This is a genomic window from Fervidobacterium pennivorans, from assembly GCF_001644665.1.
GTDB classification, from domain to species: domain Bacteria; phylum Thermotogota; class Thermotogae; order Thermotogales; family Fervidobacteriaceae; genus Fervidobacterium; species Fervidobacterium ngatamarikiense.
Map to the genome: position 1 here is coordinate 1,427,300 of NZ_CP011393.1, position 16,511 is coordinate 1,443,810.

The 16,511-nt window shown below is 39.4% G+C and carries 12 protein-coding genes; 9 read left to right on the top strand and 3 right to left on the bottom strand.

Features of this window, described 5'->3' with window-relative positions; all coding sequences use genetic code 11:
* Positions 1-18: 18 nt before the first annotated feature.
* The 3 genes from aspS to JM64_RS06675 all read right to left on the bottom strand — a co-directional run bounded on the left by aspS (position 19) and on the right by JM64_RS06675 (position 3,095).
* On the bottom strand, positions 19-1,740 hold the full coding sequence (aspS, locus tag JM64_RS06665; RefSeq protein ID WP_064011983.1) for an aspartate--tRNA ligase: 1,722 nt from the start codon (positions 1,738-1,740) through the stop codon (positions 19-21).
* Between the two features lie 32 nt (positions 1,741-1,772).
* Positions 1,773-2,426, bottom strand: a complete 654-nt coding sequence (gene fsa, locus JM64_RS06670; protein WP_014452365.1) for a fructose-6-phosphate aldolase — start codon at positions 2,424-2,426, stop codon at positions 1,773-1,775.
* Between the two features lie 87 nt (positions 2,427-2,513).
* On the bottom strand, positions 2,514-3,095 hold the full coding sequence (locus JM64_RS06675) for a flavin reductase family protein (protein ID WP_014452366.1): 582 nt from the start codon (positions 3,093-3,095) through the stop codon (positions 2,514-2,516).
* A gap of 130 nt (positions 3,096-3,225) precedes the next feature.
* On the opposite strand from JM64_RS06675, the gene gatA reads away from it, so the two are divergent.
* The 9 genes from gatA to JM64_RS06720 are packed head-to-tail and all read left to right on the top strand — an operon-like array spanning position 3,226 to position 16,487.
* Positions 3,226-4,620, top strand: coding sequence for an Asp-tRNA(Asn)/Glu-tRNA(Gln) amidotransferase subunit GatA (gatA, locus tag JM64_RS06680; RefSeq protein WP_082868336.1), 1,395 nt, complete (start codon positions 3,226-3,228; stop codon positions 4,618-4,620).
* Positions 4,621-4,643: 23 nt separating this feature from the next.
* Positions 4,644-6,083: an Asp-tRNA(Asn)/Glu-tRNA(Gln) amidotransferase subunit GatB gene (gene gatB / locus JM64_RS06685; RefSeq protein ID WP_064011984.1), complete on the top strand. Its 1,440-nt coding sequence runs from the start codon at positions 4,644-4,646 to the stop codon at positions 6,081-6,083.
* A gap of 37 nt (positions 6,084-6,120) precedes the next feature.
* Positions 6,121-7,017: a hypothetical protein gene (locus tag JM64_RS06690; protein WP_064011985.1), complete on the top strand. Its 897-nt coding sequence runs from the start codon at positions 6,121-6,123 to the stop codon at positions 7,015-7,017.
* 25 nt (positions 7,018-7,042) lie between these two features.
* A complete protein-coding gene (hemW, locus tag JM64_RS06695; RefSeq protein WP_014452370.1) occupies positions 7,043-8,161 on the top strand; it encodes a radical SAM family heme chaperone HemW in 1,119 nt (372 codons plus the stop codon).
* Positions 8,158-9,273, top strand: a complete 1,116-nt coding sequence (locus JM64_RS06700) for an FtsW/RodA/SpoVE family cell cycle protein (RefSeq protein ID WP_014452371.1) — start codon at positions 8,158-8,160, stop codon at positions 9,271-9,273. Before hemW ends, JM64_RS06700 begins: the two co-directional genes overlap by 4 nt.
* A 3-nt stretch (positions 9,274-9,276) precedes the next feature.
* Complete coding sequence (locus JM64_RS06705; RefSeq protein ID WP_064011986.1) at positions 9,277-10,332, top strand: UDP-N-acetylglucosamine--N-acetylmuramyl-(pentapeptide) pyrophosphoryl-undecaprenol N-acetylglucosamine transferase; 1,056 nt, start codon at positions 9,277-9,279, stop codon at positions 10,330-10,332.
* A 44-nt stretch (positions 10,333-10,376) separates the two neighbouring features.
* Positions 10,377-11,711, top strand: a complete 1,335-nt coding sequence (gene murC / locus JM64_RS06710) for a UDP-N-acetylmuramate--L-alanine ligase (protein WP_064011987.1) — start codon at positions 10,377-10,379, stop codon at positions 11,709-11,711.
* Between the two features lie 58 nt (positions 11,712-11,769).
* Positions 11,770-15,264 (top strand): chromosome segregation protein SMC, encoded by a 3,495-nt coding sequence (gene smc / locus JM64_RS06715; RefSeq protein ID WP_064011988.1) that lies wholly within the window; start codon positions 11,770-11,772, stop codon positions 15,262-15,264.
* Entirely contained in the window at positions 15,261-16,487 is a 1,227-nt protein-coding gene (locus tag JM64_RS06720) for a PAS domain-containing protein (RefSeq protein ID WP_064011989.1), read from the top strand. Before smc ends, JM64_RS06720 begins: the two co-directional genes overlap by 4 nt.
* The last annotated feature ends 24 nt before the right edge of the window (positions 16,488-16,511 follow it).

A 16,511-nucleotide genomic window follows, 5' to 3' on the forward strand; every position in this document is an offset into this window, starting at 1 on the left:
ATTCCAAGTTTTATATCATTACCTCAAAGAGATTCCAAGCTCTTCAAGCTGTTTTTGTGAAACTGTCGATGGTGCGTTGGTTAATAAACAAGTCCCACTAGATGTTTTTGGGAATGCGATAACCTCTCTGATACTATCAGCCCCAACTGCTATTGTTACTAGTCTGTCCAGTCCGAATGCAATTCCTCCGTGCGGAGGTACGCCGTATTTAAGTGCTTCCAAGAAGAATCCAAATTTCTCCTCCATCTCTTCTTTTGTCAAACCAATTATATCAAAAACTTTCTCTTGTATATCCTTCCTGTGAATTCTTATACTTCCCCCACCGACTTCATATCCGTTTATAACCATATCGTACGCATGTGCTCGGATTTTTGAAAGTTCCACTCCGTTTTCTAAGTCTTCTACGTATGGCATTGTGAATGGATGATGTCGAGCGACGAATCTATTCTCTTCTTCGCTCCATTCAAGGAACGGGAAGTCTACAATCCAAAGGGCATCGAAACCTTCCACTTTGAAATGCTCTTTTCCTATCTTTAGCCTTAGAGCACCCAATGCTTCATTCAGCCTCTCTCTATTATCATGTGCTGCAAGTATGACAACGTCTCCTTCCTTCATTTCGAATGCTTTTGAGATTTCCAAATATTCATTTTCTAAATACTTTGCTGTCGTTGATGCGATTTGACCATTTTCAATTTTAAACCAAAGAATGCCACCTAGGCCGAAAGTCTTTACAAATTCTGAGTATTCGTCAGCTATTTTTCTACTCATAGGTATGTGTGTTTTAAAACCTTTTACTGAACCACCTTTTGCAAGAACATCTGCCACGATTTTGAACTGCGTGTTAGCGAAGTGAATTGTTAGGTCATGTAGTTCCATTCCATACCTTCGGTCAGGCTTGTCTGACCCATATTTTTCCATCGCTTCTTCATATGGGATTCTATCAAATTTTTCGGGAAGGTGTATCCCCACCTTTGAGTAAATGTATCTTATCAGGTCTTCGGCAAGGTTCAGGACATCTTCCATGTGGACAAAAGACATTTCTATATCAATTTGGGTAAATTCAGGTTGTCTATCCGCTCTCAGGTCTTCATCCCGGAAGCAGCGTACTATTTGGAAATATTTATCCATTCCTGAAATCATGAGTATTTGTTTAAATAACTGCGGGCTCTGTGGAAGGGCGTAAAATGTCCCCTTTTTCAAACGAGATGGAACAAGAAAGTCCCGCGCACCCTCTGGGGTACTTTTTGTAAGGTATGGAGTTTCAATTTCCAAAAAGTCTTTGCTTGTTAAGAATTCTCTAGCATGGAACGCCATTTTGTGCCTGACTATGAGGTTATTTGCCATCTTTGGATTTCGAATGTCCAAGTATCTGTATTTCAAACGCATTTCTTCCGAAACTTCATCACCCGGATAAAATGGCGGTAGTTCGGATTTTGAGAGAATTTCGATTTTCTCCGCGAGAATTTCTATCTCTCCGGTAGGTTCAGAAGTCACCGCTTCATTTGGCCTTGCTCGAACAATGCCTTCAACATTGATGACGTCTTCTCTGGAAATTGTATTGACAATCGAGTAAACTGGTGAATCCGGATTTACAACAACTTGCGTTTTTCCATACCTATCTCTGAGGACTATGAACTTAACACCGCCGAGGTCTCTGATTCTGTCAACCCAACCCGCAAGTTTCACTTGCTTTCCTTCGTCTTTTAAGCGGAGCTCACCACAATTATGAGTTCGATACATCTATTTACCTCCCTTTAGTGTTCGCATTCTTTTTACTTTTTCGAAGATTTGTAAGATTCCCAGTCTTGCAAGAATCTCTTTATCCCAACATCGGTTAACGGATGCATAAACATCTTCTTAAGCACATCGAATGGAACTGTTGCTATATCCACACCTATAAGTGCAGCTTCCACAACGTGCATTGGGTGTCTTATACTTGCGGCAATTACTTCTGTTTCAAAACCATAATTAGCGAAAATTTGCATGATTTCTTCCAACAATTTCAGTCCATCGTTACCGTTGTCATCTATTCTTCCTACGAAAGGACTAACATACGTTGCACCAGCTTTCGCTGCGAGTAAGGCTTGGTTTGCACTAAAAACAAGTGTCACGTTTGTTCTTATACCTTCGGCTGATAGTATCTTCACAGCTTTTATTCCATCAGGAGTCATTGGAATTTTTATTACCACATGTTCGTCGATTGCGGCAAGTTTTCTAGCTTCTTCGACCATGCCTTCCCAGTTCAAAGAGATAACCTCAGCAGAGACAGGTCCTTGGACAAGCTCGCATATCTCCTTTATACGTTTTTCGAAATCTGCTCCTTCTTTTGCTATGAGTGTTGGGTTTGTTGTAACTCCATCTACTATTCCCCACTCCACTCCCTGCCTTATCTCCTCAAGATTCGCTGTATCGAGAAAGATTTTCATATCACTCCACCCCCTATCAAAGGTTTAGATGAACCAAAACCTTTGGTAAGATTATACCATACTTGTTTTAACTTTTGAAAGCCTGACTTAAACTTTTTTGTTGCTAAGTTCGTTGTAAACTTCTTCTTTGCCGAACTTTATGCTTTTGTTTAGAGCGTATGTGTATCTATCGTTACCATGGTAGAGCAGCAACGATTTTGAAAGTCCATTGTCGTAGTATGTTTTATCGTAATGTATTCCAACAATTTCGCCGACGTATAATATATGGTCTCCGTATGTTTTTTGGTCTACTATTTTGCATTCATAACAAGCTATTGCGTTTTCTAAAACAGGCACAGGAAGAACTTTCCCATCAAAGTATTTTAGTTCGAATGTTTTAACTTTATCTAAGTCCTTTCCTGATGTTCTTCCGACAAAGCCGGCTATTTTGTAATCTTCGAACTTCAGAAAATTGACAGAAAATGCATCTGTTTGTTTTATAAGCTCGTTTGTGTATCTTTTTGGTGAGATTAAGATACCATATAGCGGCGGGTCAAAAGAAAGTTGTGTATGCCACGCTACGGACATGAAATTTACCTTTTCGTCAACCTTGACTCCTATTATAGCAACAGGAAATGGGTAATGATAATAATATTTACCACTTCTCAGTTCAAATGTTAATTGGTTCATCCTCTTCCCTCCCAATGTCGTTTTGGCTAAGTTTTCTTTTCATTTGCTTTGTTATCAATTTTAACACACAACGGTGTATTTTGTTGAATATGTGATATAATTTCCTCGAAAGAGCAAGGAGGTGTTCACATTGGAAGAGAGGGTTTTGAATTCCGAGGAATTTAAAAAACTGACACTCAGAGAAGCTATTGAATTTGCAAAAAGTGACGATTTAGGAATACTTGTGAAAAGAGCGTTAGAAGTCATTGAAAAAGAAGACAAGATTTTGAATGCGTTTATAAGTGTAAACAAGCAAGCTCCAAGAGGAGTCCCTATAGGGATAAAGGATAACATAAATGTTCAAGGAATTGAAACCACATGTGCATCGAAGATATTGAAAGGATACATTGCTACCTACGATGCTACGGTCGTGAAGAAACTCAAAGAAAATGGATTTTCTGTTGTTGGAAAGACAAATCTCGATGAGTTTGCAATGGGAGCGAGTACAGAGTACTCCGCCTTTGGACCAACAAGAAATCCGCATGACACGCAAAGAGTTGCGGGCGGAAGTAGTGGAGGCTCGGCTGCAGCTGTAGCATCTGGAGAAGTAGTTGCAGCGCTTGGAAGTGACACAGGAGGTTCGATTAGACAACCAGCCGCCTTTTGTGGTGTTGTAGGTTTTAAACCATCTTACGGTTTGGTCTCGCGATACGGACTTGTCGCTTTTGCTTCTTCACTGGACCAGATAGGACCTATCACAAAGACGGTTGAAGATAGCGCGATATTGATGAACATAATTGCGGGAAAAGATGAAAATGATTCTACAACAGTTGACAGAAAAATCGATTTTACGCAATTCATAGGGAAAGAATTGCCAAGAATGAAAATCGCCGTTGCTAAACAATCTTTCAATGATGGGGTCGAAGAGGGCGTAAAAGGAAAGATTGATGAATTCATTAAATTCCTGGAGAGCTTAGGACATTTTGTTGATATGGTTGATTTGGACGAAATCAAATATTCGGTTGCAACTTATTACATAATAGCCCCTGCGGAGGTAAGTTCAAACCTGTCGAGGTTCGACGGGGTGAAATACGGTTTAAGGGTTTCAGCAGAAGGGTTAAGAGAGATGTACGAAAGAACGCGAGGGATAGGGTTTGGTGACGAGGTGAAAAGAAGGATACTAATAGGAACGTTCACACTTAGTGCTGCTTACTACGATGCGTATTTCGAAAAGGCTCAAAAAGTTAGAAGAAAAATATCGACGAAGCTCAACAGTGTCTTTGAGCAGTACGACTTCATCGTTACACCCACATCTCCTATCGTTGCTTTTAAAATAGGTTCTGTTAGTGACCCGCTTGTTTATTATATGATGGATATATTCACAATCCCTGCAAATCTTGCTGGATTACCAGCAATTAGTATTCCTTTTGGTAAAGTGGAGCATCTACCCGTTGGTATCCAAATAATGGGTCCGAGATTTTCTGATGCCAAGGTCTTAGGTTTTGCTGATTACATTGAAAGGCACTTAGGAGAAAAGGGAGCTTAGATGCTAAGGAGGTTGAATGTTAGATGGAAAAGGCGAAGAGATATAAGCCTGTCATAGGGCTTGAAATACATGTTCAATTGAGCACAAAAACGAAGGCATTTTGCAACTGTAGTGCGGATGTATTCGATTTGGAACCTAACACTTCAATATGTCCTGTATGCACGGGTCAGCCCGGTGCTTTGCCTGTACCGTCAATGGAGATGTTTGAATTAGGAGTTAGGTTAGGATTGGCTTTGAATTGTAAGATAAACAGGTACTCAAGATTTGATAGGAAGAACTACTTCTATCCGGACTTGCCAAAGGGGTATCAGATTACTCAGTTCTTTTATCCACTTGCTGAACACGGATTTTTGGAAGTTGAAGGTAAAAGGGTTCGAATAAGAAGAATACACTTAGAAGAGGATGCTGGAAAATTGATGCATGCTGGAGATAACATCACCGAAGCTGATTACTCACTTGTTGACATGAACAGATGTGGGGTGCCATTGGCTGAAATTGTTACTGAACCTGATATAGAATCTCCAGAGCAAGCAAGGATATTTATGGAGAAACTAAGGAGCATTTTGAGATACATAGGCGTAAGTAGTGGAGATATGGAAAAGGGAGCTATGCGTTGCGATGCAAATATTTCAGTCGTAGACACTCTAACGGGAAAGCAGAGCAACAAAGTAGAGGTCAAAAACATGAACTCTTTTAGGTTCGTTGAAAAGGCTCTTGAATACGAGTATGAACGCATTGTAGAGCATTTGGAAAAAGGGCTAGACGTGGAAAGGGAAACAAGAGGCTGGAATTTAAGCACTAAAACTACGGTGAGTATGAGAAGTAAAGAAGAAGCACACGATTACAGATACTTTCCAGAACCGGATATACCACCTGTCGTGCTTGATGACGAGTTTATTGAGAAAATCAAAGCAACAATTGGGGAGTTGCCAGAACAAAGGCTCAAAAGATTTGTAGAAACTTACGGTTTGAACACAAAAGAAGTTTGGGCACTTGTTGAAGACAAAGAGATTGGTGACTTGTACGAAGAGGCTGTGAAAAAATCAGGAGAACCTAAAGAGGTTGCAAACTGGTTCTTAACAGAACTTTTTAGATTGTATGGCGAGTACGAAAAAGAGAAGCTATTTGTTAGTGCAGATACGTTTGTAGAGGTTATCAACTTAATGAAGGATGGAACCATTTCACGGAATATGGCAAAGGACGTTTTCCAAGAATCGTTACTCACAGGTAAAATGCCAAAACAGATAGTTGAAGAGAAAGGTTTAAAACAGATAGACGACACTGCGTTGATAGAGCAGATTGCAAAGAAGGTTATCGAGAGCCATCCAAAAGAGGTTGAGACTTTCAAAGCTGGAAAAGAAGGCCTCTTTGGTTTCTTCGTTGGACAAGTTATGAAAGAGCTCAAAGGCAAGGCAAATCCAAAGACGGTGAACGAAATATTGAACAAACTGCTAAGAAACTAAAGTCTATTTTCTTGAAAGGTTTTAAGGGGGGGACAAGATGGATACATGCAAAAGCTTAAGGCTTGTGTTACTAACTCTGGTATTCTTTTTATTTTCATCAACAATAGGTTTTGGTGACGTAGCTGAGGATACTGTAAACGTCCTGAAGAGTGTGAATCTTGAAATACAGGGCATGTATAATGCTATTTCGCTCAATGTGTGGAATGCATCCTTAGTATATGAAAATTCCAAGTGGGCGGTAGGATTAAGGTTGCACGATGAGAATGTCAGAAACGAAGCTTATAAGCTGGGATTTATAAACATGAAGCGCCCTGTTGACAAAAGTTATTTTAACTTACTAGCGTTTGTTGGGCAAGTGCAAGGAGTTGCTCTTACGATAGGATATGAGAGTTATTCTATACCTGTTACAGGTTTTGAAAAGACTTACTATATTTCCACAAACCAGGTCTTGCAAACCGAGTATTCCAAGACATGGCTTGCTTTACCAAGCTTGCCATTAGGTGATTTGGTTATAGGACCTTTCGCGTTGAACTACGAAGGTTTTTCGTTCTCAAAACTAGGGAACGAGCAGCCCAAGGTCGAGATAAACATGAAGAGGGGATACGCCCTAATCGATACATTACCTCTCAGCTTTGTGCAGATAGGCAACATCTATTCACTTGGCATTTTTGTATTTGCGGACAAATCACTTGAGCAAGGAGCAATCGTGAACCTTGGGTGGGATTTCGATGAAGGAAGATTAGTAGGGCTTCTTGGAGGGAGAATATTTATAGACTTCCAGGATTTCAGATTTTTCTTCTCAACCTTTGGAACTTACGTTCCATCTTCTCAGAACCTAAAATACGGTGTTTGGTTTAGGTTCCTTTCACCGTTCTCAGGAGATTTGATAATCCAAAACAACGTGGCTTATTTTAAGCTTAGATTTTCTGAATAATTCAATGGAGAGGTTGAGTAAATCAATGCTTTTCAAGAGTCTTCAGGAAGGATTAGGGGTATACATACATATTCCATTCTGCAAAAGTCGTTGTGTATACTGTGATTTTGTGAGTTTTGTAGATAGAAGTTACGATGAGTATACGGAATACTTGTTGAAAGAGGTAGAGATGTATAAAGAGTATCTCAGTGAAGGTGTTACAACATTGTACATAGGTGGCGGAACTCCAAGCATATTTCCTTTGCAGAACCTTGCCAGGATGGTTAAGTCCATTTCTATTTATGCAAAAAATAGTTTTCAAGAGTTTACGATAGAAGTTAACCCCGACTCTTTCGATTTAAACTTAGCTGTTGAATACAAAGCGCTTGGAGTAAATAGACTGAGCATGGGACTGCAAAGTACAGATGACAACGTGCTTAAGAGGTCTGGTAGATTATATGATTTTGAAACATTTTTGAGAAAGTACGACATTGCCCGAAGGTATTTTGATAACGTGAATGTAGATTTTATTGTAGGATTACCTGGAGAAACATGGAAAACTATTCAAGAGAACGTTAGGTTTGTGAGCGATTTTGTGCCTGACCATGTTTCCGTTTATATGTTGGAGATTCATTCAGAAAACGGTGCCGGTGTACTAAAAAAGCCAGACGAACAGACGTTTCAAAGGTATGATGAGTTTTTAAATGCACTAAGAGCACTTGGATATGAGAGGTATGAGATTTCTAATTTTACCATCAACGGTAAATATTGTTTACACAATTTAAAGTATTGGTTTAATACAGACTACATAGGTTTGGGTGTTGCCGCAGGTGGTCATATAGGTTTTCTGAGGTATAATAACTTCGAGAAATTGAGTGACTATTTTTTGGCAATCTCCGAAGGTAGATTACCCAGGTCTTACGAAGTGTTCAATACACCCGAAAGAGAAGCATTAGAAACACTCTTTATGTCGTTAAGAACAAAATGGGGTTCTGACCTTGAGTATGTCAAACGAAAAACAGGTGTAGATCCAAAGGATGTACTTGATATCCTTAAAAGAAGGTTTGAATTTTTTGATGGTGAAAAACTTACAGAGCAAGGTATGGACTTTAGTAACCTATTTTTCGTAACACTTCTTAGTGTTTGGGAGGAGTATTTCAAGTGAGAGCAGAACTCAAAGCTACTCTGGTCACTTATCTGGTGCTTTTTGTTATTGGAGCTTTGGCAATGTATAGCTTGGACCTTGCGAAAGAACAGGTTTTCAATACCTCGAGCAATTTTTTTGTAAAACATGTAGTCACAATGGCTGTTAGTCTGTTTCTCATGCTGATTGTAAAGAATATACCTTTCAGTTTTTATGAAAGGTACGATAAATGGCTCTATGCGATTGGTATTGTTTTGCTAGGGGTAGTATTTCTATTCCCTCCGATAAATGGTGCACACAGATGGATACACATCGGAGGGTTCACATTACAACCTTCCGAGTTTGCTAAAATCATACTAATACTTTATCTATCGATTTATGCGAAAAAACACAAAGCAAAGATGTCTGAAGTTTGGACAGGAATGTTATTACCGCTCTTATATGCATTGGTTTACGTCGGTTTGATTGTCCTCGAACCGAATTTAAGCACAGCCATGTTTACGTTTTTGATAGCCGCAGTTACTTTGTATTACGGTGGTACGAAGCTAAGGTATTTTCTTGTAGCTGTTGTAGTAATTGTTATTGCAGTTGTAATTGCTTCAACGACAGGTCTATTGCATTCTTACCAGCTTGGTAGGTTGCGATACTTCTTCAGTGGGGAATTAGCACCGCAGGTAGAGATAGCGCTGAAGACTTTGAAAAACTCAGGACCAACAGGTGTGGGAATAGGTAACAGTTGGTTGAAGGTTTATGTTCCTGAAGCGGAGAGTGATTTTGTCTTGGCAGTCATTGGAGAAGATTTTGGCTTTTTTGGTATAATCCTTGTTTGTGTGATGTACATGTTTTTGAGTTATTCACTCATGAGATTGGGAAGTTACATAGAAGACACAGCACTTCGTGTCTTTACTTGGTCGTATGCAACAGTTATACTTTTCCATGTGACAATAAATCTTGGAGTTTTCGCCGGGCTTTTCCCGGTGACTGGTATCCCGCTACCTTTTATAAGCACAGGCGGAAGCTCCATGATGGCACTTTTGATAGGCTTTGGGATAATACTCTCAGGATTATTTGGAAAAGAAGAGAACGAAAAACGGGAGAATATAAAAATTTCAAAAGAAGGAGAGAGCATGTAAAATATGTTGGAGAAAAAAATAGCAACAGATAGACCGTTAAAGATAGCTGTTGCCGGCGGGGTTACCGGCGGGCATTTTTACCCAAATCTAGCGGTGTTGGAGGAGTTCCAGAAAAGAAGAGAGATTGAAGTATTATATTTCTGTGTTGAAGGTAAAATAGAAGAACGGGTACTTCCAAAGTTTCATCCGGAGTTCAAAAGGTTCAGTGTAAGGGTAAAGGGCTTGCGTAGACCGATATTTCATCCAGAAAATGTGCTAAGGTTTTCGAAGTTGGTTTTAAATTCGATAATCATAAGAAGAGAACTTGAAAGATTTTCTCCTGATTTTGTCTACGTATCTGGTGGTTATGTAAGTTATCCAGTTGCTTTAGCAGGTAAAAAGCTCGGTGTTCCTGTATACGTCCAAGAACAAAATACTATACCAGGGAAGGCGAACGTAACTATTTCGAAATTTGCTAAAAAGGTCTTTGTCTCATTTGAAGAATGTGTGGAAAAATTTCCCCAAGAGGTGCGAGAAAAGATAATGGTTACTGGTAATCCTATCTGGGCAAGGGAAGGGAAGGTAGAGCTAGTTCACCCCACGGTGATAGTTATAGGTGGTAGTGGCGGTAGCGAGTTTCTAAACAAAATTACGTTAGATATTGCAAAGTTACTGCCAGGTGTGCATTTTATTCTGTCTACCGGTGGCAAGAAAGTAGAAGGAGATGTTCCTGGTAACGTTCAAGTCGTGGATTATATAGAAAACATGTACGCATACTGGCGGAGTGTTGACTTGGCGATAACACGGGCTGGTGCAACAACTATTTCTGAGCTGATTTACTTTAACGTTCCTGCTGTTGTTGTACCTTGGGAAGGTGCTACTGAATCTCACCAGGTTGTAAACGCAAAAATCATTGAAAGAAAGGGACTTGGAGTAATGATTAAGGAAAGTGAGTATGAACCCGACAAGTTGGCTGAAACGATAAAACAATTACTGGCAAAAGGTAGGAATTTTCAAGAGCGCGAAAATCCTGCGAAGAGAATAGTAGATGAGATAGAACGAGACATATTAGCCATTTAGTCCTGTGAAAAACGAACATAATCTACAGCATGGAGGCATGGAAGATGGGATTTGAGAACGGCAAGAGGGAAAAGATACACTTCATAGGTGTTGGCGGCATTGGAATGAGTGCACAAGCGATGCACGAACATTTCACTGGGAAAGAAGTCTCGGGTAGTGACCCCTACAGTTCTGAGAGAACGCAGTATTTGAGAAGTCTTGGAATAAAAGTTTACGACAGACATGAAGAAACGAATGTAGAAGGCGTGGATGAAGTCGTTATGACTCCCGCTATTCCCAAGGACAATCCGGAATACGTTGCGGCAATTAAGAACAACATCAAGATAACAATGCGCATAGACCATTTTAGAAGGATTTTGGAACCGTTCAAAGGTTTCGCTGTAACTGGAACGGATGGCAAATCTACAACTACTTCGATGCTCGCAAACAGTTTGATAAACCTCGGTGCTGACCCGTATGTTTTCTTAGGTGCGTTGCACAACAAATTGGAGCACGGAAACTACAGAAAAGGATCGGAAGAAACAAAAGTTGTGGTTTACGAACTTGACGAAAGCCAACCAGGATTTGAGCAGTTTTGTCCTGATTATTTAATAATAACCAACATACGTGAGGACCACTTAGAGAATTATCGTGACTTGGAACATTATTACAGCTGTTTCGAAACGCTTATCAAAAATTCGAAGTTTGTGGTCACATTTGCGGACGAAGGTAAGTACAAAGGACATGCAACATTTGGGTTATATTCTGGTGATTTCAAAATGGTTGAACGTAAACAAGAAGGCTTCAGGCAAATTGTTACAATAATTACCCCATGGGGGGAGAAAAAACTGTTTTTACCCGTGCCTGGATATCACAACGCTTTAAATGCACTTGCTGTTGTCACTTTACTCTCAAGTGTGGGGTACAATATAGATGATGTGCTGAACTCTTTCCATGATTTTACACTGCCTGGCAGAAGGTTCAACGTAAGTTACGACAACCCGAGCAGAAAGCTTACGATCGTGGATGATTATGCGCACACAGCGGAAGAAGTTGAAGTACTCTTAAAAACAGCCAAAGAGGTTTATCCAGACAGAAAGGTCGTTGTCATATTCCAACCACACCGTTATACAAGACTGAAGAGGGAAGCTGAGCGGTTCAGTAAGGTTTTACAGTTAGCTGATGAAATATATGTCACGGAAGTTTACGGTGCATTTGAAAGCAAGAACGGGGCGAGTGCAAGAAAAATTGTAGAGAGTATCCCCAAGGCAATTTTTGTAGAACAATTAGATGAATTGAAAAACCTGAAATTCGAAGATGGAGCAGTCTATATGTTTGTAGGAGCAGGGGATATATATAATGTATCGCAAGAGATAATAAAAGTTTTAAGTGTTCAGTGATACCAAGAATGTCCACATTAAAAGATATGGCAGTCCCTAAGAATGGGGAGGGTGGTCGGTGGTATTAAAGGAGATTTTCATAAAAGGTTTCAAGTCGTTCGCTGACCCAGTTCGATTGGAGGTATCAGATAGAGTAACAGTTGTTGTAGGTCCCAACGGCTCTGGAAAATCAAACGTGGTCGATGCGATACGTTGGGTGCTCGGTGAACAATCTATGAAAGAAATCCGTGCGCAAGAGCGCGAAGATGTGGTATTTTGGGGAAATGAGAAAAGACCACCCGCACAATATGCTTACGTGGAACTTGTTTTTGAAGATAACGGGAATAAAGTTTCTATTGCTAGGGAATTATCACGTGACGGGACAAGTAGGTATCTGCTCAACGGAGATGAAGTAAGGCTTAAAGATTTGAGAGAGCTACTGATGACACACGGGTTTGGAAAAAACCCGTATTCTATTATTGGTCAAGGTCAAATCGATAAGATAGTATCCGCCACACCCGAAAGTTTGCGTGCAATAATAGAAGAGATTGCTGGAATTGGTATCTATCGAGAAAAGAAGAAAGAAGCATTAGCAAAACTCGATGCAACGCAAATCAACCTCAGTAGGATAACAGATGTGCTTTTTGAGGTTGACAAAAATAGAAAATCACTCTACTTGAAAGCAAAAAGAGCAGAAAGATATCTTGAGTATTCTCAGGAATTAGAAAATGTGAAGAAAGAATATTATGGAGGAGTCTATCGTTTAGAAACCCAAAGACTTGCCGACATGGAAAGTTATTTCAATGAGTTGAACATCTCTTTGAAAGAGAAACTAAAGCAGCTTGCGCAACTTGAAATGAATTGGTCTACTCTCCGTGAGGAATTCAACCAGATAGACGTGGAAATGGAAAGTTACACAAAGACTTTGGAAGAGTTCAAGATACGAGAAGACCAGCTCAGGGAGATTAGAGAGAAATTTACAAAGAAACTCAATGAGCTTGAAAGTAAGTATATTGAAATAACAACACGTCTTGACATGTTGACGGATGAGGCAAATTCACTGAAAAATAGATACGAGGAAATAAAACTCATCGTCTCAAAAATAACGGAAGAGATTAATGAGAAAGAATCCGAGCTCTCAAAACTTGAAAAAGAAAAGAGCGAAATATACACGCAGTATTCTGAGCAAGAGAAGGAGATACTGAAAAAGAAACAAGAATACGAGGAGATAGAAAAAAGCCTTGCAAAAATCCACAATGAGATAGTTCGTTTGACGGAAACAAACCAAGATATCAAGCACCGACTTGAAATGATTCAGAGTCAAAGAACGTCCAAGGAAACAAGGAAGCAAGAGCTGGAGGAAGAAATAAACGACCTTGAGAAACATTTGCTTGAAATCGTAGAGAAAGAGAACGAACTTGTGAAGGAATTAGAGGTTGTCAAAAGTTCACTGGAAGAGTACAATCAAAGTAAAGAATTGAAAACTCATCAGCTGGATACGATTGTGCGAAGGCAGAAAGAAATACTAGCAGAAATCGATGTTTTGAATAAGCAAATCTCAGAGTATCAAGGATTTGGTTATTCAATAAGGAAGATATTCGAAAACAAAGACATATTTAAAGGACTCATAGACGTTGTTGCCAATCTTATTGACTTTGATAAATCGCTCTCTACAGCTTACGAAACACTTTTGGGCGGAGCAGTGCAACATGTTGTTGTAAAAACCGCAGAAGATGCAAAACAAATAATCGACTTCTTAAAAGCGGGTGAGTATGGTCGTGCCACTTTCATACCCTTGGATTTGATAGACGCTTCATTTTCGCCTATCAGCGGTATTGAACACGAGCCGGGATTCATTGGATATGCCGCGAATCTTGTAAATGTATCAGCAGAATACAGGAATTTACCACTTTATTTATTTGGTAACGACATAATTGTCAAAGATATCGACTGTGCAATAGAGATAAAAAGAAAGTATGAAATCAGGTCAAGGATTGTTACACTCGATGGTGAACTCATCTCAGGTCGAGGGGCTATCAGTGGTGGAAAAGCGAAGGAAGATTATTCGAACTCGTTGATAGCAAGAAAGGTTAGACTAAAGACACTACAAGAAGAACTTGAAAAGTTAGTTAATGAGAAGAGCAAAGTCGAAAAGGAGATTGAAGAAATCAGTAAAGAGATAAAGCAACTTCAAGAAAATATGGCAATAATAAGAGAAGAGCTTGCAAGTGTGTCAAGTAAGTCTCTCTCATCCAAACGTGTGCTCGAAGAACTCCAGAAAGCACTAAGGGATGTTACAAACGAACTTTCTGACTTAATCAAACTCGAGGCAGAATACAACGGAAAGTACGAAGGTAATATTGCTCGAATAGAATATTTGGAAGAAGAAAGCAAAGTGCTGGAAGAAAAACGAAAGGTTTTACAAGCAGATGTCAGCGAATTTTCAAAAGAACTAGAAGAGCATAGGAAAAAATTGGAGATTCTAAATGAAAATATCGCAACATTACGTGCGGAGTTGAAAAACCTTGCTGAAAGAAAACTACAATACACAGCCGAGAATGATAGAATAAACAACAGGTTGGAAGAAATTGCTAAAGAGGTGGCCGATGCTAAGTACAATATATCGCAACTTGAGCAGGAAATAAATGACACGAAGAACTTCCTAATAGAAAACGAAAGGGAACTGGAAAGTTTAAAAGCAACGGCACAGGATATCTTCACAAATATTAGAGAAAGAAAGAGCGGAAAAGAGGAAAAACTACAACAACTCCAGACATTGGAAGAGGAGATAAGCCGAATAAAAAGTGAGATAGAATCAACAAGGGAAAGAATCCATGAAACGGATTTAAGAATACAAGAAATTAGATTCAGGATTTCAAATGTTCCCGAGGAATACAGAAATCCCGTAGAGATAGAATCTGAGAGATTGGATGAACTCGCTCAGCTAATGAAGGATTTGGAGAATAAAATAAAGATGCTCGGTGCCGTTGATTTGAGTGCTATTGATGAATACAAGGCTGTTGAAAATGAATATAACGAGCTTGTGAAACAGAAATTGGACCTGGAAGAAGCAAAAAGGAAGTTGGAAGAACTCATTGAACAGACCGATATCCAAGCAAGAGAGCAATTTTTAAACACATACAACAGAATTAACGCAGCCTTCAAAGGATACATAGAAAACCTGTTCTATGGTGGAACGGGTAGTATGAGATTAATTGACGACGGGAATATATTTGAATCAGGCATAGAAATCGTGGTTTCAAAAGCTGGTAAAAAGGTCCAGAAACTCCAATTGCTCTCTGGTGGGGAGAAAGCGCTTGTTGGAATTGCACTTATAATGGCGATGCTTGAATCTAACAAAGGGGTTTTTTACGTTCTTGATGAGGTTGATGCCCCACTTGATGATTACAACTCAGAAAAGTTCAGAAGACTTTTGGAACAACAACAGTCGCAGTTCATAGTAATAACGCACAACAAGCTGATTATGGAAGCTGGGGATATTGTGCACGGGGTAACTATGGTTGATGGCATTTCAAAAATCATTCAAGTGAAGATGGAGGAGGTAACAGCATGAGGTATCTATACTTTTTGCAACAGTTTTTTGAAAGACTTCCAGCACCTGCGTTTATTAAAGACAATAAAGGACGTTACCTGTGGATAAATAAAGAACTTGAAAACGTTCTGGGGTTGCCGGAAGAAAAGATTATAGGAAAGCTCGAGAGCGAAATTTTTGGTATTGAAGAAATTGAGGAAATCGATAGGAAGGTCAAAAGAACTAGAAGAAACCACTCACATGAGATAGTTTACAACGGAAGACATTACAACATCCAGAGAATGCCTATCAGACTTGGTGATGGGAACTACGGTGTTGCCGGTGTGATGTTCGATATCACACAAAAGGTTCTTGAACAGAGCTTGTATAAACTACTGTCTTTTGTTGAAGAAAAAATTATGGAAGCTTTGGGTGAAGCTGATGGAGATATAGTTACGTTTGTAACGTCTTTTTCCAGAAAATTCCATGCACAGTATCCTCACGTTGCAGTTGTTCTTCTAATGAACAACGAATATTTAATAGGGACAAAAGATGAAAAGATTATAGAGAAGGCAAAAGAGATTAACGAAGTTAAAACATTCGTCCACGATAAGAAGACTTATCAAGTTGTTCCTATCGACCGTTTCAAATTTGTTGTTCATGTGCCTGAGCACTATACAAGCATGGCAAAAGCGATGGCAGGATTCTTAGGTTCTTACGTGCTTGCTGCGTTAAAAGTTTTGGAAAATCAAAAGGTCTACAAAGATGTTACAGAAAAACTCAATTCAATTACCAAGATTATCGAGCTTTGGAACAAAACCCAAACACTTGAAGAATATCTAACACTCATGCTCGATGAACTTGTAAAAGTTATCCCAGAAACGCAAAAGGCTTCTGTGTGGCTTTTAGAAAATGACGAATACAAGTGTGTCGCAGTTTACAACTACGATGATGAAGTTAAGAATCTTGTTATAAAGGCTTCCGAAGACAGTTATGGACCGCACATTGGCGAAAACAAAGTTGTGGAGTTGTTGGATGCATATAAGTTAAACAGGGAAAGTAAATACAAGGACCTCTGGGAAAAAACAGGGGTTACCTCTCCGAACTTTATTCCCTTGATTGGTAGTGTTAAGGTTGGTGATAAAAAGGTAATAATTATATCGCTTGATAATTTTGAAGGTAGTCGTTTTTCGGAGGCCAGTAAAAAAGTTTTGCAGATTTTTGTTGAATTGCTCTCAACATTCTTGTCTTCAAAGGAAAAATAAGTGGGAGTAAAAGGAGAGCAGAGA